The sequence below is a fragment of the Salinicola sp. CR57 genome, from assembly GCF_003206585.1.
Taxonomy (GTDB): Bacteria; Pseudomonadota; Gammaproteobacteria; order Pseudomonadales; family Halomonadaceae; genus Salinicola; species Salinicola lusitanus.
Window position 1 is genome coordinate 26,356 of the sequence record NZ_PZJL01000010.1, and the last position, 22,962, is coordinate 49,317.

General features: G+C 63.7%; 20 protein-coding genes. 10 read left to right on the plus strand and 10 right to left on the minus strand.

From position 1 onward, the window contains the following. Positions 1 to 122 precede the first annotated feature (122 nt). Positions 123 to 1,025 (minus strand): AraC family transcriptional regulator, encoded by a 903-nt coding sequence (locus DOM56_RS14880; protein WP_110709875.1) that lies wholly within the window; start codon positions 1,023 to 1,025, stop codon positions 123 to 125. Positions 1,026 to 1,125: 100 nt separating this feature from the next. On the opposite strand from DOM56_RS14880, the gene DOM56_RS14885 reads away from it, so the two are divergent. Beyond that, positions 1,126 to 1,881, plus strand: a complete 756-nt coding sequence (locus tag DOM56_RS14885) for an SDR family oxidoreductase (RefSeq protein WP_110709876.1) — start codon at positions 1,126 to 1,128, stop codon at positions 1,879 to 1,881. Positions 1,882 to 1,992: 111 nt separating this feature from the next. Here DOM56_RS14885 and DOM56_RS14890 read toward each other — a convergent pair whose 3' ends face one another. Beyond that, entirely contained in the window at positions 1,993 to 2,700 is a 708-nt protein-coding gene (locus DOM56_RS14890) for an SIMPL domain-containing protein (RefSeq protein WP_110709877.1), read from the minus strand. A 224-nt stretch (positions 2,701 to 2,924) separates the two neighbouring features. Here DOM56_RS14890 and DOM56_RS14895 point away from each other — a divergent pair, with 224 nt between their 5' ends. Further along, positions 2,925 to 3,299 carry a hypothetical protein gene (locus DOM56_RS14895; protein WP_110709878.1) on the plus strand — a complete coding sequence of 125 codons (375 nt, stop codon included), beginning with the start codon at positions 2,925 to 2,927 and terminating at the stop codon, positions 3,297 to 3,299. 159 nt (positions 3,300 to 3,458) lie between these two features. Here DOM56_RS14895 and DOM56_RS14900 read toward each other — a convergent pair whose 3' ends face one another. Then, positions 3,459 to 3,761, minus strand: a complete 303-nt coding sequence (locus tag DOM56_RS14900; protein WP_110597526.1) for a hypothetical protein — start codon at positions 3,759 to 3,761, stop codon at positions 3,459 to 3,461. Between the two features lie 235 nt (positions 3,762 to 3,996). Here DOM56_RS14900 and DOM56_RS14905 point away from each other — a divergent pair, with 235 nt between their 5' ends. Further along, positions 3,997 to 5,199, plus strand: coding sequence for an ABC transporter substrate-binding protein (locus DOM56_RS14905; RefSeq protein ID WP_110597525.1), 1,203 nt, complete (start codon positions 3,997 to 3,999; stop codon positions 5,197 to 5,199). A gap of 125 nt (positions 5,200 to 5,324) precedes the next feature. On the opposite strand, the gene DOM56_RS14910 is transcribed toward DOM56_RS14905, so the two are convergent. The 5 genes from DOM56_RS14910 to typA form a co-directional block, all read right to left on the minus strand. Beyond that, positions 5,325 to 6,629: a branched-chain amino acid ABC transporter permease gene (locus DOM56_RS14910; protein ID WP_110709879.1), complete on the minus strand. Its 1,305-nt coding sequence runs from the start codon at positions 6,627 to 6,629 to the stop codon at positions 5,325 to 5,327. After that, entirely contained in the window at positions 6,629 to 7,627 is a 999-nt protein-coding gene (locus DOM56_RS14915) for a branched-chain amino acid ABC transporter permease (protein ID WP_110597523.1), read from the minus strand. The genes DOM56_RS14910 and DOM56_RS14915 overlap by 1 nt, the downstream gene beginning before the upstream one ends. Positions 7,628 to 7,690: 63 nt before the next feature. Then, entirely contained in the window at positions 7,691 to 8,395 is a 705-nt protein-coding gene (locus DOM56_RS14920) for an ABC transporter ATP-binding protein (protein ID WP_110597522.1), read from the minus strand. A 55-nt stretch (positions 8,396 to 8,450) separates the two neighbouring features. Then, complete coding sequence (locus DOM56_RS14925) at positions 8,451 to 9,221, minus strand: ABC transporter ATP-binding protein (RefSeq protein WP_110597521.1); 771 nt, start codon at positions 9,219 to 9,221, stop codon at positions 8,451 to 8,453. 285 nt (positions 9,222 to 9,506) lie between these two features. Continuing rightward, positions 9,507 to 11,360 (minus strand): translational GTPase TypA, encoded by a 1,854-nt coding sequence (gene typA / locus DOM56_RS14930; RefSeq protein WP_110597520.1) that lies wholly within the window; start codon positions 11,358 to 11,360, stop codon positions 9,507 to 9,509. 251 nt (positions 11,361 to 11,611) lie between these two features. On the opposite strand from typA, the gene DOM56_RS14935 reads away from it, so the two are divergent. Continuing rightward, complete coding sequence (locus tag DOM56_RS14935) at positions 11,612 to 12,181, plus strand: nucleotidyltransferase family protein (protein ID WP_110709880.1); 570 nt, start codon at positions 11,612 to 11,614, stop codon at positions 12,179 to 12,181. Positions 12,182 to 12,187: 6 nt separating this feature from the next. Here the strand turns inward: DOM56_RS14935 and DOM56_RS14940 are convergent, their stop codons facing one another. Then, positions 12,188 to 13,177: a polysaccharide deacetylase family protein gene (locus tag DOM56_RS14940; RefSeq protein WP_110709881.1), complete on the minus strand. Its 990-nt coding sequence runs from the start codon at positions 13,175 to 13,177 to the stop codon at positions 12,188 to 12,190. Between the two features lie 425 nt (positions 13,178 to 13,602). On the opposite strand from DOM56_RS14940, the gene glnA reads away from it, so the two are divergent. The 5 genes from glnA to DOM56_RS14965 all read left to right on the plus strand — a co-directional run bounded on the left by glnA (position 13,603) and on the right by DOM56_RS14965 (position 20,535). Further along, positions 13,603 to 15,009 carry a glutamate--ammonia ligase gene (gene glnA, locus DOM56_RS14945; protein ID WP_110709882.1) on the plus strand — a complete coding sequence of 469 codons (1,407 nt, stop codon included), beginning with the start codon at positions 13,603 to 13,605 and terminating at the stop codon, positions 15,007 to 15,009. Between the two features lie 195 nt (positions 15,010 to 15,204). After that, positions 15,205 to 15,774, plus strand: coding sequence for a DUF4124 domain-containing protein (locus tag DOM56_RS14950; protein WP_232822319.1), 570 nt, complete (start codon positions 15,205 to 15,207; stop codon positions 15,772 to 15,774). A 178-nt stretch (positions 15,775 to 15,952) separates the two neighbouring features. Beyond that, on the plus strand, positions 15,953 to 16,996 hold the full coding sequence (gene glnL / locus DOM56_RS14955; protein WP_110709883.1) for a nitrogen regulation protein NR(II): 1,044 nt from the start codon (positions 15,953 to 15,955) through the stop codon (positions 16,994 to 16,996). 93 nt (positions 16,997 to 17,089) lie between these two features. Next, on the plus strand, positions 17,090 to 18,499 hold the full coding sequence (gene glnG / locus DOM56_RS14960; RefSeq protein WP_110709884.1) for a nitrogen regulation protein NR(I): 1,410 nt from the start codon (positions 17,090 to 17,092) through the stop codon (positions 18,497 to 18,499). A 287-nt stretch (positions 18,500 to 18,786) separates the two neighbouring features. After that, on the plus strand, positions 18,787 to 20,535 hold the full coding sequence (locus DOM56_RS14965; protein ID WP_110709885.1) for an alpha-amylase family glycosyl hydrolase: 1,749 nt from the start codon (positions 18,787 to 18,789) through the stop codon (positions 20,533 to 20,535). A gap of 27 nt (positions 20,536 to 20,562) precedes the next feature. Here the strand turns inward: DOM56_RS14965 and DOM56_RS14970 are convergent, their stop codons facing one another. After that, on the minus strand, positions 20,563 to 21,672 hold the full coding sequence (locus tag DOM56_RS14970; RefSeq protein WP_110709886.1) for a cobalamin-independent methionine synthase II family protein: 1,110 nt from the start codon (positions 21,670 to 21,672) through the stop codon (positions 20,563 to 20,565). 298 nt (positions 21,673 to 21,970) lie between these two features. Between DOM56_RS14970 and DOM56_RS14975 the strand changes: the two genes are divergently transcribed. Then, a complete protein-coding gene (locus DOM56_RS14975) occupies positions 21,971 to 22,834 on the plus strand; it encodes an oxaloacetate decarboxylase (protein ID WP_110597506.1) in 864 nt (287 codons plus the stop codon). Positions 22,835 to 22,962 lie beyond the last annotated feature (128 nt).

Here is a 22,962-nt window from a genome sequence, read left to right on the forward strand (position 1 = left end):
ACCTTGAGGTCAAATAGACCTTGTGCCGGCAGGCCCTCGGCGAGCTGTTGGATGACGTTTTAGCCATAGGCATGTCAAAGGTCGTCGCTGCCCTAATCACGTGGCGACTGAACTGACTGCGGCTATAGCGGCTCTCTGTCGTTGGCGTACCGCGTCGGCGGCGTGCCAACGTGGCGCGTGAAGGCAACGCTGAAGGTGCTCGCCGAACTGTAGCCGACCCGCTCGGCAACATCGGCGATACGACTCTGATCGTTTCTCAACATTCGCTTGGCTAGCGCCATGCGCCAGGCGAGCAGATACGCCATCGGCGCAAGGCCGACCGTCTGCTTGAAGCGCTCGAAGAAAGCCGACCGTGACAACGCCGCCTGCCGCGCCAATTCTGCCACCGTCCACGCGTGTGTCGGCTCGGCGTGCATGGCGCGTATCGCGTTCGCTAGGCGATTATCGGCGAGCCCGAGCACCAGGCCGGGCGAGGCCGCTGTTTCTCCGGTGACTCGCAGCGCTTCGATCATCAGTACTTCCAGCAGCCGCGACAGCACCATATCGCGCGCCGGCCGATCGGCGCGCGACTCTTCGCTGACAAGCTTGACCAGCATCGCCAGTCGCCGCTGATCGCGAATATGCACGCGTTGCGGCAACAGCGAGACCAGCAACGCCGCGTCGGGCGATTCGAAATGACAATGGCCGATCAGCATGCGCACATCGGGCGCCGCATCCGCCGCGCCGAGTCGGAATACGCCGTCGCCGATGGCGGCAGGCCAGTTCTCGACATCGAGTGGCGGTGGTGGATGACTGGACGCGACGATGTCCTGCGCCGATGGAGCCAGCAGGAAATCACCGGCAGTGAGATGGATCGGCTCCCCGGCACCGGGGGAGGAGAGGCACTCGCCTTCCAGCACGACGCAATAGAACAAGTCGCCCGGATCGCTGCGGCGCACGCGCCAGGGCCCGCCACCAACGATCAGCTTGGAAAACCGCATGCTGGGCTGCAGCAGGGAAACCACCTCGGCCAGCGGATCGATCATGATCGGACTTTCGCCAATGAAATTTGGATTATGGATTGTAGTGAGTGCGGTGAGTGACGCCTATCGTGTGTAGCTCAATGTTCGGATCAAAGGAGTTCCCATGAAGACGGTTCTGATCACGGGTTGTTCGTCCGGTTTCGGCTTGGAGATCGCGCGGTATTTTCTTGAGCGCGACTGGCGTGTCATCGCCACCATGCGCACGCCGCGCGCGGATGTATTACCGACCTCCGATCGTCTACGCGTGCTTGCACTCGACGTGACCGATCCCGCCAGCATAGCCGCGACCGTCGACGCCGCCGGCCCGATCGACGTGCTGGTCAACAATGCCGGCGTGGGCGCGGCCGCACCGTTCGAGCTCACCGACCCGGACCTGGCACGTGCGCTGTTCGAGACCAACACCATCGGCACCATGGCGATGACCCAAGCCTTCCTGCCGCAACTTCGTGCTCGGGGCGCCGGCACCATCATCAATGTGACCTCGACCGTCACGCTCAAGGCATTGCCGCTGCTATCGATGTATACGGCCAGCAAGGCCGCGGTGAATGCGTTCTCGGCGTCATTGGCCATTGAGCTTGCACCGTTCGGCATCGATGTGCGCGTCGTGCTGCCCGGCCGTTCGCCCGAAACGCAGTTCGGTGACAACGCGTACCGTCACGGCCTGGAGAGTGCTGACTACGCGGTTCTGATTCAGCAGACGATCGCACGGATCACCGACGAATCGGGCCCGGTCACCTATGCGCGGGATGTAGCCGAGGCGGTCTGGCGTGCAGCAACCGATCCGGCCGCGCCGATGCGCATTCCCGCAGGTGCAGACGCCCTGGAATGGGCGCGGGAAGCCGGCCTCTCGGTCAGTTGAGCGAAAACGGGCTATTTAAAGCCTAGCTGTCGTGCCACCGGCGCTCATCTGTGATGGTTTTGTCGTTGGGATCCCGTCCGCTTCGGTCGAGAGTGGACGCGAGAATTGATCTCACTGTTCCAGCGCGTAATCGATCGTCGTCACCACCCGCACGCGCTTGATATCGGGGGTGTAGCTGTCGACATCTTCGATCGAGAAGTAGCCCTGGTTGGCGCTGCGGATTTCGCCGACGCGACTGCCTGAGTCTCTGGCGAACTGCTGGGCGACGCCGCGTGCATCCTGGGTGGCTTCGGCGACCATCTCCGGCTTGATGTCATTGAGACCGGTGAACAGGAATTCGGTGCGGTAGTCGTAGTTGGGTGACAGCACCACCCCGGCGCGGACCAGTTCTCCGGTCTGGGGCATCGCTTTCTTGACGCTATCCACCGCCGGCGTGCGCAGCAGCACCGTGGCTTCGGCCTGGTAGCGCTCGTCGGGCCGGTCGGCGCCGTAGAGATTGGCGAAGCGGTCGGTCACCTGGGGCGAGGTCACGGTGATGTTGTCGGTCTGGAAGCCCCGCTGGGTGAGAAACTCGCGAATGCGGCTCTCCTGCGTCGTCAACTCCTGCTGCAGCGTTTCCAGCTCGTTGGCGGTGACGGTGTAGTGCAGCGGCCAGAGTGCCATGTCCGCCGGCACCTCGCGCTCCGAAAGGCCCTTGACCGTGACGCTGCGGCCGGCGTCACGCCAGGTTTCGGCGGCGTCCTCGATGTAGCTTCCGCCCCAGATCATGCCGATGGCCAGCAATCCGCCCAGAATGATCGCGTTCCGTGCCTGTCCCATTGGTTTCCCCTGTCTCCCGTGCGCCGGCTGGCTTCGTTATCGTAGCCGGTTGGCAGTGCAACAGGGCAGCCCCCGCGTGGCGGGTGCGGATATTTTTCTATCAATCTCGGTGATAGACGACTTCAAGCTAACTGATTAGCCACCTAATAAACTGACCCTCATAATCTCTTCAACGGTCAGGCCAAGAGGCCAACCACGCAAACGAAGATGATTGGAGGTTTACCATGAAAACTCGCATTCTCGCCGCTGTCGCTCTGGCTATCGCACTTCCCGCTGCCGCTCAGGCCAATAGCGTCATGGAACAACGCGCTTTCGCTCAACAGCATGAAGCCCTCAATACCCAGGCGACCTCCCAGTACCAGCTGCTGCCGAGCGAGTATCGAATCAACACCGTCAGCGGTGGCCACAGCACCGCAGCCGATAATTCCCTGGCCTATGTCGCTGCTACGACCCAGCGTGCGACCGACATCGCGGGCGGCAACGATAGCCTGGTAGGCCAAGGCCAGAGCACGGCCGCTGCCCAGGCGCTGAAGAATGTGAATGGAGGCGGTAACAGCGAGCGGGGCAGCGTGGAGATGTCCTTCGCCAGCCTCGATTGATACCGACGACACACGATATCCCTGCGTTGCGCCCGTGCTGACGGGCGCAGCGAATCGGTAGGCACTGCTTCGGGTCCCGCGACCTTCCAGTACCTCCAACTTCCCCGGTCCACCCCCTGGACCGGGGCTTTTTATGCCTGTGTATCTACTGCCCTGCGATCAGTCCTCGTCGTCCTCTGACGCCTGGAAAGCGCGCTTGTCGTCGGGCAGGCGGACCATGTCGCCCTTGGCGAGGTCCCCGAAGCTGTCGTGACGCTCACCGTCATCGCCGATCAGTGCCGCGACCTTGCCGATGCTGACGCCATCCTTGTAGGCCTCGACCTGAACGCGCACCGTGGCGCCGTGGTAGCGCGCGGTCAGCATCATCCCCGGTTGCGGGGTGACACGATGCTGTTCGTCCTTGGCGTAGTGGGCGTCGACACTGGCGCCGCCCGGCGCATCCCACTCGATATGCTTGTGCATGGCGTTCTCCTTGCCGTTAGCGTTGTCGCGGTTTCAGCGTAGCCGCTAATCGATTGATTTGCCGCCGGCATCGCAGGTTGCTTCATGCTCGGCGAGATCGCCGCGGTGCCATGATCGGGCCGCTCGAGCACGCCGAAAGGTGAAGACACGAACGGTTACGGAGGCTTGTCTTTTGGGCGGCTTGCCAGCAGAGTGAACGTGGTCTTTCGCAACCCAACAAAGAGCGATAAAAGCGATGAAGAAGACAGTACTTGCACTCGCCATTGCGGCAACCACGGCATGTGCCGGTGTCGCGCAGGCGGATGTCAAAGTGGGATTTCTGGGGGGCTTCACCGGCGGTATCGAAAGCCTGACGCCGCCGATCTTCGATGGCGCCAAACTCGCGGTGCAGGAGATCAACGATCAGGGCGGCCTGCTGGATGGTGAAAAGATGGTCATGCCCTCGGGTGACACCACCTGTTCGGATGCCTCGGCCGCGTCCAACGCCGCCGACCGGCTGGTCAACAGCGAGAAGGTGACCGCGATCGTTGGCGCGCTGTGCACCGGTGCCACCATCGCCGCGGCCAACAATGCCGCGATTCCCGGCGGCGTGGTAATGGTGTCGCCGGCTTCCACGGCACCGGCGGTGACGGATCTCGATGACAACGATCTGGTCTTCCGCACCGTGCCCTCCGACGCCTTCCAGGGTGAGCAGTTGGCCAAGCTGCTGCTCTCCAAGGGGATCGAGGACGTCGCCGTGACCTACGTCAACAACGACTACGGCCAGGGCCTGGACGACGCTTTCACCAAGACGTTCGAGGCCGAAGGCGGTTCGATCTCCGCCAACCTGGCCCATGAGGACAACCGGGCGGACTACCGGTCGGAGATCGGCAAGCTCTCCTCCGGCGGCTCGCAGACGCTGGTGGTGCTGGCCTACGCCGATACGTCCGGCCAGACGATCCTGCGCCAGGCCTACGAGAGCGGCGCCTTCACCCAATATGCCGGCGGCGACGGCATGGTCGGGAACGCGCTGGTCGATGCGGTGGGCGCCGACGTGCTGGAGGGCATGATCGCGACGCGTCCTGGCTCGCCGGACGTGCCTGGCTCGGATATCTTCAACGACCTGGCCGAGAAGGCCGGCATCGACCCCAGCGCGGTGTTCGCGGCGCAGGCCTACGATGCCGCGTTCCTGCTGGCGCTTGCCATCGAGAAGAACGGCAGTGCCGACCGTGAGGGCCTTTCCGAGGCGCTGCGTGACGTTGCCACGGCGCCGGGCGAGACGATCCTGCCGGGAGAGTGGGAGAAGGCCAAGAAGCTGATCGATGAAGGCAAGGAGATCAACTACGAAGGCGCCTCCGGCAGCGCGGAGTTCGACGACAACGGCGACGTGCCGGGTATCGTGGTCGAAATGGCGGTCGAGGATGGCAAGTTCGTGACCAAGGGTCCGATTGGTGAATGACTAGTGTGACCCAAGGGTTGATCGCCGACTGACCATTATCGGCGTCCACTCAGCAAAATCCCGAGCCAAGGCTCGGGATTTTGCGTTCGGGCCTGCCGAATCGGCAGGTCTCGGTGCGATCGGCTTCAATCGTGGTGCGCGACCTTCTCCGGGATCAGCCCGCGCGGGGCGAAGCGCAGCACCAGCAGGATCAGCAGCCCGATCACGAACACTCTCGCCTGCAGGGCGCGGCTGTCGAGATTCCCCGGTTGCCAGTCGAACCAGTGCGCACCCAGTGCGACGATGGCGTGCATCACCGCCAGCGCCATCGGCCCCGACATGATCCAGATCACGTAGACCAGCACCGCGCCGAACAGCGTGCCCAGGTTGTTGCCCGGGCCGCCGAGGATCACCATCACCAGCACCAGGAAGGTGTGGTTGAGCGGCAGGTAGCCCTGCGGATCGAACAGCCCGTTGAAGCTGGTGAGCACCGCGCCACCGATCCCCATCAGGATACAGCCGAAGACGAAGATCTCCTGACGGCGACGATTGATCGACTTGCCCATGGCCGCGGCGGAAACCTCGTTGTCGCGGATGGCGCGGATCATGCGCCCCCAGGGAGCGTGATAGGCGCGATGGAGCAGGAAGAAAATCACCGCGATCATGACCACGGTCACCGACAGGTAGAGCGAGCGGGCGGTCAGGAAGCCGACCTGGCCGGGGTCCGGTACCGGCCAGGGCAGGGGCGAGATGGTCGCGGTGCCGCGCGTGAGCCAGTCCGAATTCTTGAGGAACGCCTTGATGATCTCGGCGATCCCCAAGGTCGCGATGACCAGATAGTCACTGCGCAGGCCCAGGCAGATATGGCCGATGAAGTAGCCGACACCGCCGGCCAGGGCGCCACCCACGATCCAGCCCAGCCACACCGGCAGCCCCAGCCCGCCGATGAACTCCACCTGGGACTCGATATCGCCGGTGACGCTGCGCAACCAGCTGATCACGACCAGGTAGCCCACCAGCCCGGCGACGATGGCGAGGATCGTGCGCAGCAGCTTGGGGACGCCGATGCGGTCGAGCCGGCTGATGCCGAACACGATCGCGGTAACCACGACCATCGCCAGCAGCACCCAGCCCAGCCGACCGGGAAGGTCGCTTGACCAGAACGCATGATTGACCGGGATGCTGAAGAACGTCGCCGAGAAACCGCCCAGGGCGACGAAGCCCATGATGCCGGCGTTGAATTGACCGGCGTAGCCCCACTGGATGGTCAGGCCGAGAGCCAGGATCGCGTAGCAGGAGGCCTCTACCAGCATGCGGGTGGAGTAGGCCGGACCCATGGTCGCGAAGACGGCGAGAACCACGAGGGCGAGGCCGCCGAACAGCACCAGCTCGCGGATCGGGAGCGTGCGACGATCGGAAGTTGCGGGGCGTTGCGTTGAGGGGGCAGTCATCAGATCACCTTCCCTTTGAAGATGCCGGTCGGGCGCCAGATCAGCACCGCCACCAGAATGAAGAAGGGCACCACGATCTTGTACTCGGTACCCACCAGCGCCAGGTTGTTGGGCAGTTCCAGCCAGGTCGGCAGGCTGTCTCGCAGCGGCCTGAGCAGTACCGACCAGTTGAAGACCGCCAGTGTCTCGGCAAAGCCGACCAGGAAGCCGCCGGCGATGGCGCCGTAGGGGTGGCCGACGCCGCCGACGATGGCGGCGGCGAAGATCGGCAGCAGCAGGAAGAAGCTGAGGTCCGGCTTGAAGGCGACATCCAGCGACAGCAGCGTGCCGGCGATGGTGGCCAGCGACCCGGCAATGACCCAGGTCAGGGTAATGATCAGCTTGGTATTGATGCCGGAGGCGCGTGCCAGGTCGGGGTTGTCCGACATCGCCCGCATCGCCTTGCCCAGGCGCGCCCGGGTCAGGAACAGGTGCAGCCCGACCACGGCGACGATGGTGATCACGAACAGGATGATCTGCGGTTCGGTGAGGATGATCGGTCGGGTCACGCCCGGCACGTCGATACGAAAGATCTCCTTGCGCGCATCGACGTAGAGGTTCTGCGAGCCGGTGCCGGCGAACAGCCGGATCAGCCCCTGCAGCATCAGCGTGACGCCGAGCGAGGCGATCACCATCACGATCGGCTTGACGCCATGGCTTCGCAGCGGCTGGTAGAAGGCGCGATCGATGCCCACGGCCACCAGCGAGGTGAACGCCATCGCCACCGGCAGCATGACGATCGCGGTGGGCAGCCCGAGGGGATCACCGGCGTGGGGGAATGCGAGTGTCAGCAGCAGCACGGCGAGGGTGCCGAGCGTCATCATGTCGGCGTGGGCGAAGTGGGCGAAGCGCAGGATGCTGTAGATCAGCGTCACGCCGACGGCGCCGATGGCGTAGATGCAGCCAGTGACACTGCCGGCCACCACCACGTAGTTGAAGAAGTAGATCAGCTCATTCACGACGAAATCTCTTGTTGAAGACGGGCTCTCGCAAGCCTTGGCTCGCCAGCGGGACGACGGCGCTCAACCACCGAGGAAGCTCTTGGCCACCTGAGGATCGTTGAGCAGCGCTTCGCCGGTATCGCTGAACCGGTTCTGGCCGGCCGCGAGCACGAAGCCCTTGTGGGCGATGCGCAGCGCCTGCTTGGCGTTCTGCTCCACCATCAGCACGCCGACGCCAGCGGCACTGATGGTTTTCACCCGGTCGAATATCTCGTTCATGTAGCGTGGCGAGAGCCCGGCGGTGGGCTCGTCGAGCAGCAGCACGCTGGGTTCGTTCATCAGCGCCCGCCCCATGGCCACCATCTGGCGCTGGCCGCCGGAGAGCTCGCCGGCGGGTTGGCGGCGCTTCTCCCGTAGCGGGGGGAAGAATTCGTAGATCTGCGCCTTGAGCCGCGAGACGGTGGCGGGCTTGAGAAAGGCGCCCATTTCCAGGTTCTCCTCGACGGAGAGACTCGGGAAGATGTTCTTCTCCTGCGGCACGAACCCCATGCCCATCTCCACCAGCTTGTGCGGTGAAAGATTGGTGATCGGCTTGCCGCGCAGCCGGATCTCGCCCTGGGTGATCGTCAGCAGGCCGAAGACCGCCTTGAGCATGGTCGACTTGCCGGCGCCGTTGGGGCCGACGATGACGCCGATTTCGTCGGCTTCAATCGTCATGTTGACCCCGTTGAGAATGTTCATGCCGCCGTAGCCGCCATGAACGTCAACTGCTTCGAGTAGTGGCATTGGGTGCTCTTTGTTATTGCTTGGCAATGGGTTGCCGTCGTGTCTCGGTCCTGGCCTAGGCGGTCTCGGAACCAAAATAGGCTTCGATCACTTCCGGATTGTTCTGGATCTCGCCGATCGAGCCTTCCATCATCACCTGGCCCTGGGCCAGCACGATCACCGGGTCGCACAGGCGACCGATCATGTCCATGTCGTGTTCGATGACCAGGAAGGTATAACCCAGCTCGCGATTGAGCCGTTCGATATTGCCCATCAGGTCGCCGAGCAGGGTGCGGTTGACCCCGGCGGCGATCTCGTCGAGCAGCACCACCTCGGCGTCGGTCATCATGGTCCGGCCGAGTTCGAGCAGCTTCTTCTGGCCGCCGGAGAGGTTGCCGGCCAGCTCGTTGCGGACATGGGACAGGCCGACGAAATCGAGCACCTCGAGGGCGCGACGGCGGACCTCGGCCTCCTGACGCCGCACTTCGCCGGGTTTCAGCCAGGTGCTGAACAGGTTCTCGCCCTCCTGCCGGGGCGGGACCATCATCAGGTTCTCCAGCGAGGTCAGGTGGCTGAACTCGTGGGCGATCTGGAAGGTGCGCAGCAGCCCGCGGTGGAAGCGCTGGTTGGCGGAGAGGTGGGTGATCGCCTGGCCGTTGAGCAGGACCTCGCCGCTGTCGGGCGCGAGGCTGCCGGCGATGATGTTGAACAGCGTCGATTTACCGGCGCCATTGGGACCGATCATGCCGGTGATGGAGCCCTTGGCGACCTGGATGGAGCAGTCGTCGATGACCGTGAGGCCGCCGAACGACTTGCGGATGTTGCGGACATCGATGATCGGCGTCATCGCGTCTCCCCCGAGCATTTATTGATATTGTCCTGGCGCGCCGTTGGGGGGCGCCTGTCTCTGTCTACCGCGATCTCGACCTCGTTGCGCCCGCTGGCGGCGTGCGTGAAGAGACGGAATGCCGGTGTCTTGTAGCCTTGATGTTGCCGATTGTACAGCCGTCGGTCGCCATGAGTAGTCTTTCTTAATCAACGCTACGCTGGCCCAAACGACGACACCCGCTGAAGGGCGGGTGTCGTCGTTATTGCCACTGCGATCTGACGGCAGTGGAGGCTCGCGGGGCGATCAGCCTTTCTTGCCGGCCCGCTTGCGCTCGTTTTCGGTCAGGTGCTTCTTGCGCAGACGAATGAAGCTCGGGGTGATCTCGACCAGTTCGTCGTCGTCGAGGAACTCGATCGCCTGCTCCAGGGTGAAGCGAATCGGCGGCGTCAGCACGATGTTCTCGTCGTTGCCGGAGGCGCGCATGTTGTCGAGCTTCTTGCCCTTGGTCGGGTTGACCACCATGTCGTTGGCGCGGTTGTTGATGCCGATCAGCATGCCTTCGTAGACCTCGGTGCCGTGGTCGACGATCAGCTTGCCGCGCTCCTGCAGGGTGTAGAGCGCATAGGCCAGCGCCTTGCCCGGCACCATCGACACCAGCACGCCGTTACGACGTTCGATCGCGGCGTCCGGCTTGAGCGGGCCGTAGTGATCGAAGCGGCTGGTCAGGATGCCGGTACCGGAAGTCAGCGTCAGGAACTGGCCACGGAAGCCGATCAGGCCGCGAGCCGGGATGATGAAGTCCAGGCGCACCCGGCCCTTGCCGTCCGGGTTCATGTTGGAGAGCTCGCCCTTGCGGTAGCCGAGCTCTTCCATCACGGCGCCCTGGTGCTGCTCTTCGCAGTCGATGATGACTTCTTCGTAGGGCTCCTGCTTGACGCCGTCGATCTCGCGGATGATGACCTCGGGGCGGCCGACGGCCAGTTCGAAGCCTTCGCGACGCATGGTCTCGATCAGCACCGACAGGTGCAGTTCGCCACGTCCGGAGACCTTGAACTTCTCGGAGGACTCACCCTGCTCGACGCGTAGCGCGACGTTGTGGATCAGCTCCTGCTCGAGGCGATCCTTGATGTTGCGGCTGGTGACGTACTTGCCATCCTTGCCGGCGAACGGCGAATCGTTGACCTGGAAGGTCATCGAGACGGTCGGCTCGTCGACGGAGAGCGGCGGCAGCGCTTCGACGTTGTTGACGTCGCACAGCGTGTCGGAGATCGCCAGGTTGTCGATACCGGTGATGCAGACGATGTCGCCGGCGGTGGCTTCGTCGGTCTGGACCCGCTCCAGGCCCATGTGGGTCATGACCTGGCCGATCTTGCCCTTGCGAACGGCGCCTTCCTTGGTGATGACGCTGATCTGCTGGCTCGGCTTGACGCTGCCGCGCTTGATGCGGCCCAGGCCGATGACGCCGACGTAGCTGTTGTAGTCCAGCGCCGAGATCTGCATCTGGAACGGGCCGTCGAGTTCGACCTTGGGCGGCTCGACGATGTCGACGATGCTCTTGAACATCGGCGTCATGTCTTCGGCCATGTCGTCCGGCTCCATGCCGGCGATGCCGTTGAGCGCGGAGCAGTAGATGATCGGGAAGTCGAGCTGCTCGTCGGTGGCGCCGAGGTTGTCGAACAGATCGAAGATCTGATCGACGACCCAATCCGGGCGCGCGCCGGGACGGTCGACCTTGTTGACCACCACGATCGGCTTGAGACCCTGGGCGAAGGCCTTCTGGGTCACGAAGCGGGTCTGCGGCATCGGGCCGTCGACCGCGTCGACCAGCAGCAGTACGGAGTCGACCATGGACATGACGCGTTCGACTTCACCACCGAAGTCGGCGTGTCCCGGGGTGTCGACGATATTGATGTGGTAGTCGCGGCCGTTGCCGTCGTTCCAGCGGATCGCGGTGTTCTTGGCCAGGATGGTGATGCCGCGTTCCTTCTCCTGGTCGTTGGAGTCCATGATCCGCTCCTGGCCTTCGGCCTTGCGGTCCAGGGTGCCGGATTGGCTCAGGAGCTTGTCGACCAGTGTCGTCTTGCCATGGTCGACGTGGGCGATAATGGCAATGTTCCTAATGCTCTCGATACGAGCGTTAGAGGCGTTGTCACTCATGGGGCGGTTTCCATCGTAAAATGTGTGCGCCCATGTCTAAGTCGATGATCCGCGCTCTAGCGCTGGATCGACGAGTCCCCTGGGCACTGAGTAGGAGGGTCGGGCGCGCATTGTACAGGCAAGCGCGCGACACTGGCTACTTTAGTCTATCGGTGCCATTCGCGGGCTTTTTCGACGACGATCCCGTCGCCGCCCTTGCGCCTCGACGACTTCGAAAGCGGCGAGCCAATCCATTGAAAAGCGAGGGTTTCATGTCGTCGGAGGAAGGAGAGCGGGAGCGCGCGGCACGAATCATCGGATGGGTCCGTGCCGACGCCTGGCGCCTGGATGTGCTGCGCCAGGCGCGTGCGCTGCGCCTCCCCGACTGGTGGCTGGCCGCCGGTTTCGTGCGCAACCTGGTCTGGGATCGCCTGCATGGCTATTCGTCATCAACGCCGTTGAACGATATCGATCTGGTCTACTTCGATGCGACCCACGTCGACACGTCTGTCGACCGGGCCCTCGAGAGCGAACTCCGGCGCGTTGCCCCGCTGCCCTGGTCGGTCAAGAACCAGGCGCGAATGCACGAGCGCCATGGGCATCGCCCCTACACCTCTATAGAGGAAGCGTTGAGCGTGTGGGTCGAGTGTGAAACGGCGGTGGCGGTGACCCTCGATGACGATGACGGCATTCGCCTGACGGCTCCCCTTGGCACTGCCTCGCTGCTGTCGGGTCAGGTGACGCACAATCCGCGACATGGCGATAGCGAAGTGTTCCGGCGCCGTGTCGTTGCCAAGGGGTGGCAGCGTCGCTGGCCGGAACTCGAGATCCAGGGGCTTTGAGAGGCGCTACGAGGGCAGGTTGCCCAACAGCCAGTCGAATAGTCTCCCCTGGCTGTTGGCGACCGGCTGCGTAATGACGAAGCGCGGCAATAGTACCGTGTCGATCGGTGGTTCGAGCCAGCCCGTACGGTGCGTCAGCACACGTTCGATGCCGGCGCTGGTCGCCAGCCGTGCCAGCCTTTCGTCTGTCTCTGCCGAGGCGCTGGTGGCGATGCGAAGCGGATGGCGGCACAGCACTGCCAGCTGGTGCTGGCTCTCGCGGAGCTGCACGAGGGCGGGAGCGTCTCGGCTCGTGGCGTGAGCGGGGATCAGGCTGCCGAAGCGGAACAGGCCACCCTGCTCCAGACGGCGGATACTGAAGGCGTCCAGGGTTTCGTCGGCGAACGCCGGATCGCTATCCAGCGCCGAGGCGACGGCGTGCAACGTGATGGCGTCCTGCGAGTGATCGAGCTCGGCGACGTAGTTCCTGATCGCCTGGCTGTAGCGCTCGTCGCGCTGCGTACCGGCGGTGGGTGGCGCCGGCAGGCCGGCCTCGGCGAGCAGACGCTTCGCGTGGTCGGCCGTCTCCTGGCCCCAGAGGGCTTCGCCGATGGCTTCGTGCCATGAGCTCCAGGCCCTTCTGGTGACCGGGCCAGGAAGAAAGACATTGGCCGGTAACGTCAGGCGCTCCAGGGTCGGCGACACCTGTTTCAGCGTATCGCGCCAGCCACCGTCGAAGGTGAGGGCAATGCGCGGCAACTGGTCGTGATGCAACTGCAACACGCTCTCCAGGCTGACGATCTGCGCACTCTCGCTGAGGCTCTCCAGCAGATGACGAAAGCTGTCCGGCCCCAGGCACCAGTCGGCTCTGTGAGGCAAGCGTGCCTCGGCTTCATCGTCCAGCACGCGATTCAGCGCAAGAATGGCGCTCCGCCCCCACAACGGTTCACTCAGGCTGAGACGCCAGTGACCGCGTAGACGCTGTACCACATCCTGTGTGCGATCCAGCCTAGACATGGGCCGTTCCATTACTCGAGTCGTCGATCGCCATCAACACATGGCCTCTGTCTACAGTATCCGTTGCCTATCGATTTTCGGCAAAGGTTGCGAAGCGGATTCGTACGCTTTCTTTTTTGGTGCAATGAGGTGCTATGTTGCACCAAGTTGGTGCTTCAAAGAGATTCGAATGACTGCGCTGGGAAGGAATCGGCGGAGATGACGCCTGGCGGCGTCAGTCGGATTTTCGATAAAGCAATTTTTATCAATCACTTATTATGGGGCGCCGGCGCCTTGCCTCATTTTGGCACATTCTCTGCATAGTTATGCAAAAACGGTGTGCGCGTGGGCAAGAGCGCCGACTTCGTGCTACAAAACACGCACGCCACAAAACGGTGTTGGATATTCGCCAACGAATCGAGCCATGGCTCACAGTGGAGGAAGACATGTCTGAGAAAACCCTCGCCCTCATCGAAGAACACGACGTCAAGTGGGTGGATCTGCGCTTTACCGATACCAAGGGCAAGGAGCAGCACGTCACCATTCCTGCCAGCGCCATCGATACGGAATTCTTCGAGGACGGCCAGATGTTCGATGGCTCTTCCATCGAAGGCTGGAAGGGCATCAACGAGTCCGACATGATTCTGCGTCCGGAAGACGGAACCGCCTTCCTCGACCCGTTCACCGAAGACTCCACGCTGATCCTGCGCTGTGACATCATCGAGCCGGCGACCATGCAGGGTTACGAGCGTGATCCGCGCTCCATCGCCAAGCGCGCCGAAGCCTATCTGAACAGCACCGGCCTGGGCGACACCGCGTTCTTCGGTCCGGAGCCCGAGTTCTTCATCTTCGACGAAGTGCATTGGAAGACCGATATCGAAGGCTCCATGTACAAGATCTCCTCCGAAGAGGGCGCCTGGTCCACTGACCGTCAGGTCGAAGGTGGCAACCTGGCACACCGTCCGCGCGTCAAGGGTGGCTACTTCCCGGTGCCGCCGGTCGACAGCTTCCACGACATTCGCAGCGCGATGTGCAACACGCTGCAGGCGATCGGCCAGAGCGTCGAAGTGCATCACCACGAAGTGGCCAACGCCGGTCAGAACGAAATCGGCGTCAAGTTCAACACGCTGGTGAAGAAAGCCGACGAAGTTCAGGAGATGAAGTACGTCATCCACAACGTCGCGCATGCCTACGGCAAGACGGCAACCTTCATGCCCAAGCCGCTGGTTGGCGACAACGGTTCCGGGATGCACGTTCACCAGTCTTTCTGGAAGGACGGCACCAACCAGTTTGCGGGTGACGAGTACGCCGGCCTGTCCGAAATGGCGCTGTACTACATCGGCGGTATCATCAAGCACGCGCGTGCGCTGAACGCCTTCACCAACGCTTCGACCAACTCCTACAAGCGTCTGGTGCCGGGCTTCGAAGCGCCGGTCATGCTGGCCTACAGTGCGCGTAACCGCTCTGCGTCGATTCGAATTCCGTACACCGCCAGCCCGAAGGGCAAGCGCGTCGAGACTCGTTTCCCCGACCCGACTGCCAACCCGTACCTGGCGTTCTCTGCGATGCTGATGGCCGGTATCGACGGCATCAAGAACAAGATTCATCCTGGCGACGCCATGGACAAGAACTTGTACGATCTGCCGCCGGAAGAAGGCAAGAAGGTCCCGACCGTGGCGACCAGCCTCGATCAGGCCCTGGAAGCGCTCGACGCCGATCGCGCCTTCCTGACCGAAGGTGGCGTGTTCACCGACGACATGATCGATGCCTATATCGCGCTGAAGAGCGAAGACGTCGAGCGCCTGCGTCTGGCGACGCATCCGGTCGAATTCGATCTCTACTACAGCGTCTGAAGCTCGAGCCCAGGCCCGATGCCTCGCAGAAAGAGAGCCCCACTTCGGTGGGGCTTTTTTGTGGGACCGCCTTCCCGGATGCTGCCCATGAGGCGGGCCTTGGGAGAACGGCGCGAGGAGCAGGAGACCCCTGGGCAGGTGAAGGATCGAAGCCACCGGCCGATAACAGGATGATCGACAATGGAGCGCCAACGGATGCGCACGAGGATGGCGGTATCGGTGATATCGATTTGCCTGGTGGCCGGGGCCGTCCTGCCCGCGATGGCGGCATCGGTCTATCGACATGTCGATGCTGAGGGTAACGTGGTCTACAGCGACGAGCCGGGGGCGGGCACGCGTGTCGATCTCAAGCCGATCACGGTGGTCGATCCCACCGAGGTCGAGCCGCGTGTGGACTCGCGCCAGCCGGTCACGCCCGAGGTTCCGGCGGTGGAGTACGAGCGCTTCGTGATCACTCGTCCGGAGAACCAGCAGACGCTGCCGACCGGACAAGCGGGAAACGTCCAGGTCAGGTTGGCGATCGAGCCCGCGCTGCAGCGGAGCGACCGTGTCCAGCTAAGGGTGGACGGCAAGATTAGCCAGTCGCCAATGCATACCAGCGTCTTCGTGCTGAGCCAGTTGCCGCGAGGCGAGCATCAGCTTCAGGCCGATCTGGTCGATGCCCAAGGGCAGGTGAGACTATCGACGCCGCCGGTGACGCTCTACGTGCAGCGTGCCAGCATCAATCTGCCGGCCAATCCCAACAATCCCAGTCGTGGCAAGTAGTTCCGTCTGCAGTGGCGTCGTGCCTCCAATCGGTAGCCACGGCCTTCAGCGTTTGCACTATTTTGGTGAATGAATTTCCAATTTTTATCCGGACCTCCCTGTCCATGGGCGAAATCGGGGAGTGGCGCGGTTTTTGCACTGTATAAGCACGTACCGGATCACCACGATGGAACAACGCATGTATCAACGTTTGCTGGAGCATCTGACGACCGCCGTCCTGTTACTCGACGAGCGGCTTCACGTGCGCTGGCTCAACCCCGCGGCCGAAGCACTGTTGGCGGCTAGCCGGCCCCGGGTGGTCGGTCAGTGGCTGGAGTGCCTCAACGGCGAGGATGGCAGTGTGCGTCAGGTGCTGCACAAGGCAATGCAGGAGTGCCATCCCTATACGCAACGGGAAGCGGCGCTGGTGCTGGCCGCGGGGGATGTGATCACGGTGGATTTCACTGCGACACCGATCACCAGTCGCGAACTGCTGCTGGAGATCGAACCGCGGGATCGATTGCTGCGCATCTCGCGGGAGGAGGCCCTGATCGCGCGACAGGAGACGGTCAAGGTGCTGATGCGAGGGCTCGCCCACGAGGTCAAGAATCCGCTGGGCGGCATTCGTGGCGCCGCCCAGTTGCTGGAACGTGATCTTCCCGACCCGCAGCTCACCGAGTTCACCCGGATCATCGTCGAAGAGGCGGATCGCCTGCGGGACCTAGTCGACCGCATGCTTGGCCCCAACACGCTGGTGCGTCATGAGCCGCTCAACGTGCACAAGGTGCTGGAGCGTGTTCGAGCGCTGCTCGAGGTGGAGCATCACCGGTTGAGCTTCGAGCGCGACTACGATCCCAGCGTGCCGGATCTGGTCGGCGACGAGGCGCAACTGATCCAGGCGGTTCTCAACATCGCGCGCAACGCCGTCCAGGCGATGGAGGAGTTCGATACGCCCGAACCGCGCCTGCTGCTGCGTACTCGCGTCCGTCGTCAGTTCACCCTCGGCGCCGAGCGTCACCGTCTGGTCTGCGAGGTCGCGGTGATCGACAACGGCCCCGGCATCCCCGAGCACATCCGCGAAACGCTGTTCTTTCCGATGGTTTCCGGGCGTGCCGAGGGCAGCGGTCTGGGACTGTCGATCGCGCAGTCGATCCTGCATCAGCATCAAGGCCTGATCGAGTGCGACTCCCATCCCGGTATCACGGAATTCCGATTATTGATCCCCTTCGAGGCGCCACAGTGAGCGTGTCGGCTCGCTATATCGCTGCCGAGTCTGGCGAGAGGCCCATATCGACGCCGCCAAGCACACGATTCACCGTTCTGCTGGAGAACTGCCATGACTGAAGTCGCCCGTATCGCGATCGTCGATGATGACCGCGCTATCCGCTGGGTCCTGGAAAGGGCGCTGGCACAACCGGATCTCGAGGTGCAATCCTTCGAGCGTGCCGATGCGGCGCTCGAGGCGATCGAGCGACAGCCCCCGGACGTGCTCCTGACCGATATCCGCATGCCGGGGCTCGACGGTCTCGACCTGATGGCCAAGGTGCGCGAGATGCATCCCGATCTGCCGGTGATCGTGATGACGGCTCACTCGGATCTGGATAGCGCGGTCGCTTCCTATCAGGGAGGTGCCTTCGAGTACCTGCCCAAGCCGTTCGACGTGGACGACGCGCTGGCGCTGGTGCGGCGCGGCGTTGCCCATGCCCGGGAGCGGCGCTCGCCGGCGGCGATGCCGGAAGGACTCTCGGCCGAGATCATCGGCGAGGCGCCGGCGATGCAGGAGGTGTTTCGCGCCATCGGCCGGCTGTCGCAGTCGCATATCACGGTGCTGATCAACGGCGAGTCGGGCACCGGCAAGGAGCGTGTCGCCCAGGCCCTGCACCAGCATAGTCCGCGCAGTGGTCACCCGTTCATCGCGCTCAACATGGCAGCGATTCCCAAGGACCTGATGGAGTCGGAGCTGTTCGGTCATGAAAAAGGGGCCTTCACCGGCGCCGCCGCCCAGCGCCGCGGGCGCTTCGAGCAGGCCGACGGCGGCACGCTGTTCCTGGACGAGATCGGCGACATGCCCGCCGATACCCAGACGCGGCTGCTGCGCGTGCTGGCGGATGGTGAATTCTACCGGGTCGGTGGCCATGTGCCGGTCAAGGTGGATGTGCGGATCATTGCCGCGACCCACCAGAACCTGGAAAAACTGGTGACGGAAGGCCGTTTTCGCGAGGATCTGTTTCACCGGCTGAACGTGATTCGCGTTCACCTGCCACGGCTGTCGGAGCGACGCGAGGACATTCCCCGCCTGGCCCAGCATTTCCTCGCCGAGGCCGCCAAGGAGCTCTCCACCGAGCCCAAGGTTCTGACCCGCGACGCCGAGACGCATCTCACGCATCTCCCCTGGCCGGGCAACGTGCGGCAATTGGAAAACACCTGTCGCTGGCTGACCGTCATGGCCTCCGGTCGGGAAGTGCTGGTCGACGATCTGCCGCCGGAGCTGCGCGAGCTCGAGGGGACCGAGGCGCCGAGCGGAGACTGGCGCAACGCGTTCCGCGAGTGGGCGGATCGGGCGCTGGCCTCGGGCCACACGCATTTGCTCGAAGAGGCGATGCCGGATTTCGAGCGGATCCTGATCGAGACCGCCTTGAAGCATACCGGCGGCCGCAAGGGGGAAGCCGCCGAGCTGCTGGGCTGGGGCCGCAATACCTTGACTCGAAAGGTGAAAGTGCTCCTGCCGGCGCTAGCTGACGAATAGGCCCAGTGCTGGCCAGCGCGCTCGCCGCTGCTCTGATGGCGGCCGGGCTACTCTTTGCCTGGTGGCTGAAGCGGGAGGAAGCCGGGCGCTGACCCTTGCCGGCACCGCCCGCTGGGGAAGTCGGCGGGCCAGGCGGTGGCCTCGGCTGCCTCCCGAATTTAACCTCGATCACAAAAACCGCTAGTCTGACACGACGCCCGGCGCTGGCTTCCATGCCAGGTCGGGCGTCGTCGTCGCTGGCTGATCGTTACCGGCGTGAAATAGATGACACCAACACGGGGACTCGCATGTCCGATTCGACCCAATGGTGGCGTGGCAGCGTCATCTATCAGATATATCCCAGAAGCTTCATGGACGCGCGTGGCGATGGCATCGGGGATCTGCCCGGGATCACCGCGAAGCTGGACTATGTCGCCGAACTGGGTGTCGATGCGATCTGGATTTCGCCGTTCTTCCCCTCGCCGATGAAGGACTTCGGCTACGATGTCACCGATTATCGCGGTGTCGATCCGATGTTCGGCTCCTTTCACGACTTCCAGATGCTGCTCGAGCGGGCCCACGGTCTGGGGCTGAAAGTGATCATCGACCTGGTGCTCAGTCACACCTCGGATCAGCACCACTGGTTCGTCCAGAGCCGCAGCTCGCGGGAAAACCAGAAATCCGACTGGTACGTGTGGGCCGATCCCAAGCCCGATGGCACCCCGCCCAATAACTGGCTTTCCTTCTTCAGTGGCAGCGCCTGGACGTTCGACAGTCGGCGCCGCCAGTACTATCTGCACAACTTCCTCTCCTGCCAGCCGGACCTCAACTTCCACAACCCGGCGGTGCGCAAGGAGCAGCTCGACAACGCCCGCTTCTGGCTCGATCTCGGGGTCGACGGCTTTCGGCTGGATACCTCGAATTTCTACTTCCACAGCCTGGCGCTGCAGGATAACCCGGCGCTCGGCAGCGGCGAGCTCAAGACGCCCAGCGTCCCGGCATCGAACCCCTATTCGATGCAGCGCCACCAGTTCGATATCAGCCAGCCGGAGAATCTCGGCTTCCTGAGCGAATTGCGCGCCCTGATGGACGAGTACCCCGGCACCATGACGGTGGGAGAGATATCCGACGATCGCCCGCTGGAGCGCATGGTCGAGTACACCATCGGCGAAGACCGGCTCCACATGGCCTACACCTTCGACCTGTTCGATGCCGAGTTCAGCGCCCAGCGGCTGCGCGACATCATCGAGCATTTCCAGTATTACGCGGGCGACGCCTGGCCGTGCTGGGCGCTCTCCAATCACGACGTCATGCGCGTCGTCTCGCGCTGGACCCAGCACGAGAACCTGGAGCAGCAAGGGCCGCTGGTGGCCAAGGTCGCGACGGTCATGCTCTGCTCGCTCTACGGTAGCCTCTGTCTTTACCAGGGCGAGGAGCTGGGATTGCCGGAAGCGGACGTCCCCTACGAGCGTCTGGTCGACCCCTACGGGCTGGCGCTGTGGCCGGATTACAAGGGGCGCGACGGCTGCCGTACGCCGATGCCCTGGACGAGCGGCGAGTACGGGGGCTTCACCTCGATGGAGCCTTGGCTGCCGGTGGACGGTCATCACCGTCAGCTGTCGGTGGAGCGACAGCTCGCCGACGCGGACAGCACCCTGCGCGTGACGCGCGAGTTCCTGCACTGGCGCAAGTCGCAGCCGGCGATGGTCGACGGCACCTTGATTCTGGGCGACTTCGACGACGATTTGCTGGGCTGGTTGCGGGTCTCCCGGGACCAGGCGATCCTGGCGGTCTTCAACCTCACCGATGAAACGCGCCACACCAGTCTCCCGGACGGCGCTGGCGAGATCGTCTATCAGGCGGGATTCACGGCGCACCTCGAGAACGGCGAGCTGACTCTGCCTGCCTTCCAGGCGGCGTTCGTGCATGTCGACCGGGCTAGCATCGACCCCCGGGCGCTGATCGACCAGGAGCCCGACCCCGAGCGCAAGGGCTTCCTCAGCCGGCTGCTGGGGTCGCTGATGGGGCAGGACGAGGGCGGGGCGCGGCAGGGCTGAGCCCGCGCCCCGGGTCCGACCGGCGGCTCACCCGCCCCAGTAGTCGCGGGCCAGGTCGACCACTAGCCGCACCTTGTCCCACTGTGCCCGCTCGGCGAGTTCGTTGCCCTCCTCGGTGGAGGCGAAACCGCACTGCGGGCTCAGACAGAGCTGTTGCCGGTCGACGAACCGCGTGGCCTCGTCGAGACGCGCTCTGACTACCTGCGGCGCCTCGAGCTCGCCTATCTTGGTGGTGATCAGCCCCAGCACCGCCTGCTGGTGGCCCTCCGGGACGAAGCGCAGCGGATCGAAGCTGCCAGCGCGGTCGCTGTCGTATTCCAGGAACCAGGCATCGACGTTGACGCGACCGAACAGGGTCTCGGCCACCGGCTCGTAACCGCCTTCGCTGATCCAGGTGGAGCGGAAGTTGCCGCGACAGACGTGGAGCGAGACATGGAGGTCGTCCGGCTTGCCGGCGAGGGCATGATTGAGCATCTCGGCGTAGATCGCCTGCAGGCGGTCGGGGTCGTCGCCGCGGTCCCGGGCCGCCTGCAGCTCTTTTTCCGAGCAGAGATAGGCCCACACGGTGTCGTCCAGTTGCAAATAGCGGCAGCCGGCATCGTAGAAGGCGCCGACGGCGTCACGGTAGGCGTCGGCGGTATCGGCGAAAAAGGCATTCAGGCTGGGATAGACGCCACTGTCGATCTTCTTGCGACCGCCGCGGAAGTGCAGCACGCTGGGACTCGGGATCGTCATCTTGGGCATGACGCTGGCGACGCTGGCCAGATAGCGGAAGTGATCCAGCATCGGGTGGGTATCGTCGAAGCCGACCTTGCCGTCGACCCGGATCTGCTTCGCGCCCGTCTGCACGCCCTGGAACTGAATGCCCTGGTCGCCGGTGAAACCGGTGACGCCAGCGAGCTGCTCGAGGAAATCGAAGTGCCACCAGGCGCGACGGAACTCGCCGTCGGTCACCACCTCGAGGCCGGCGGCTTCCTGCTGCTCCACCACCTGACGGATCTCGCGATCCTCGATGGCCTTGAGCGCGGCGGCATCGATATCGCCTTGATGGAAGAGGGCCCGGGCCTCCTTCAGCGCCTGCGGGCGAAGAAAGCTGCCGACGATATCGGCTCGGAATGGGGGATGCGCTTGCGACATGAACTTGTCTCCTGTGCTGGGACTTCGCCGTGCGGCTTCGTCGGCGGCTGGCGATGGCGAGGTCGCCAATGATGCGGGCTGGGCGGCCATTCGGCCAATGAAGCGAGTTCAAGCTGAGCATGTGTATCGTTCATCGTGAGGTGGGTGGCCGATGTGACCGGCGTCGCGCTCTCAAACTTTAGTGGTAGGATTGTCGGCCCCCGCCGACGCATTCACCGACGTGCCATCGGCATCGGCCGGGAGTCTTTTTCCATCGCGCCCCAACGTCGAACGCCGGGGTAAAGAACAGGAGTGTCCCGTGACGACCCCCTCTCAGCACGATCTACGCAACGCCTTCCGCGAACTGCTCGCCAGTGGCGAGTGCTACTACACGGCCTCGGTGTTCGATCCGATGTCGGCTCGCATCGCCGCCGACCTCGACTTCGAAGTTGGCATTCTGGGAGGGTCGGTCGCCTCGCTGCAGGTGCTGGCGGCGCCCGATTTCGCCTTGATCACCCTGAGCGAATTCGTCGAGCAAGCGACCCGGATCGGCCGGGTGGCACGGTTGCCGGTGATCGCCGATGCCGACCATGGCTACGGCAACGCGCTCAACGTGATGCGCACGATCACCGAACTGGAGCGGGCCGGTGTCGCCGCGCTGACCATCGAGGACACCTTGCTGCCGGCGCAGTACGGCCACAAGTCGACCGACCTGATTCCCGTGGAGGAGGGCGTCGGCAAGATGCGCGCCGCACTCGAGGCCCGGATCGATCCGGCGCTGTCGATCATCGCCCGAACCAACGCAGGCCAGCTCGACGACGATGCTGCCATCGCCCGCATTCGCGCCTACCAGGCGGCCGGCGTCGACGCCATCTGCCTGGTCGGGGTACGGGACTTCGAGCACCTCGAGAAGCTGGCGGCACCGTTGACGGTGCCGCTGATGCTGGTCACCTACGACAATCCGGCCCTGCGGGATCGTGCGCGGCTCGCGGCACTGGGCGTGCGCATCGTCGTCAACGGTCACGCTGCTTACTTCGCCGCGATCAAGGCGACCTACGACTGCCTGCGCGAGCAGCGCGATATCGCGACCAACGACCTGGATGCTTCGAAGCTGTCGACGCGCTACTCGACGCTCGAGGAGTATCGAATCTGGGCCCGCGAATACATGGATGTGAAAGAGTAGTCACGAGCCACGAGCTAAGAGCTGAGAGCTACGAGCCGAGAGCAGGGGTGATGGGCTCGCGGGCGGGAGGTGGATGCTTTTCTTTCCGCGACCCGGACGGCATCCTAGTCGGTTCGAAGCCCGAAGCC

Excerpts from the sequence above, each read along its gene's own strand:
- DOM56_RS14935 (WP_110709880.1), top strand. The coding sequence starts at position 11,612 with ATGTCGTCGGAGGAAGGAGAGCGGGAGCGCGCGGCACGAATCATCGGA.
- DOM56_RS14880 (WP_110709875.1), bottom strand. The coding sequence starts at position 1,025 with ATGATCGATCCGCTGGCCGAGGTGGTTTCCCTGCTGCAGCCCAGCATG.
- DOM56_RS14940 (WP_110709881.1), bottom strand. The coding sequence starts at position 13,177 with ATGTCTAGGCTGGATCGCACACAGGATGTGGTACAGCGTCTACGCGGT.
- glnL (WP_110709883.1), top strand. The coding sequence starts at position 15,953 with ATGTATCAACGTTTGCTGGAGCATCTGACGACCGCCGTCCTGTTACTC.
- DOM56_RS14905 (WP_110597525.1), top strand. The coding sequence starts at position 3,997 with ATGAAGAAGACAGTACTTGCACTCGCCATTGCGGCAACCACGGCATGT.
- DOM56_RS14920 (WP_110597522.1), bottom strand. The coding sequence starts at position 8,395 with ATGCCACTACTCGAAGCAGTTGACGTTCATGGCGGCTACGGCGGCATG.
- DOM56_RS14910 (WP_110709879.1), bottom strand. The coding sequence starts at position 6,629 with ATGACTGCCCCCTCAACGCAACGCCCCGCAACTTCCGATCGTCGCACG.
- DOM56_RS14965 (WP_110709885.1), top strand. The coding sequence starts at position 18,787 with ATGTCCGATTCGACCCAATGGTGGCGTGGCAGCGTCATCTATCAGATA.
- DOM56_RS14895 (WP_110709878.1), top strand. The coding sequence starts at position 2,925 with ATGAAAACTCGCATTCTCGCCGCTGTCGCTCTGGCTATCGCACTTCCC.
- DOM56_RS14900 (WP_110597526.1), bottom strand. The coding sequence starts at position 3,761 with ATGCACAAGCATATCGAGTGGGATGCGCCGGGCGGCGCCAGTGTCGAC.
- glnG (WP_110709884.1), top strand. The coding sequence starts at position 17,090 with ATGACTGAAGTCGCCCGTATCGCGATCGTCGATGATGACCGCGCTATC.
- DOM56_RS14925 (WP_110597521.1), bottom strand. The coding sequence starts at position 9,221 with ATGACGCCGATCATCGATGTCCGCAACATCCGCAAGTCGTTCGGCGGC.
- typA (WP_110597520.1), bottom strand. The coding sequence starts at position 11,360 with ATGAGTGACAACGCCTCTAACGCTCGTATCGAGAGCATTAGGAACATT.
- DOM56_RS14950 (WP_232822319.1), top strand. The coding sequence starts at position 15,205 with ATGCGCACGAGGATGGCGGTATCGGTGATATCGATTTGCCTGGTGGCC.
- DOM56_RS14890 (WP_110709877.1), bottom strand. The coding sequence starts at position 2,700 with ATGGGACAGGCACGGAACGCGATCATTCTGGGCGGATTGCTGGCCATC.
- DOM56_RS14885 (WP_110709876.1), top strand. The coding sequence starts at position 1,126 with ATGAAGACGGTTCTGATCACGGGTTGTTCGTCCGGTTTCGGCTTGGAG.
- glnA (WP_110709882.1), top strand. The coding sequence starts at position 13,603 with ATGTCTGAGAAAACCCTCGCCCTCATCGAAGAACACGACGTCAAGTGG.
- DOM56_RS14970 (WP_110709886.1), bottom strand. The coding sequence starts at position 21,672 with ATGTCGCAAGCGCATCCCCCATTCCGAGCCGATATCGTCGGCAGCTTT.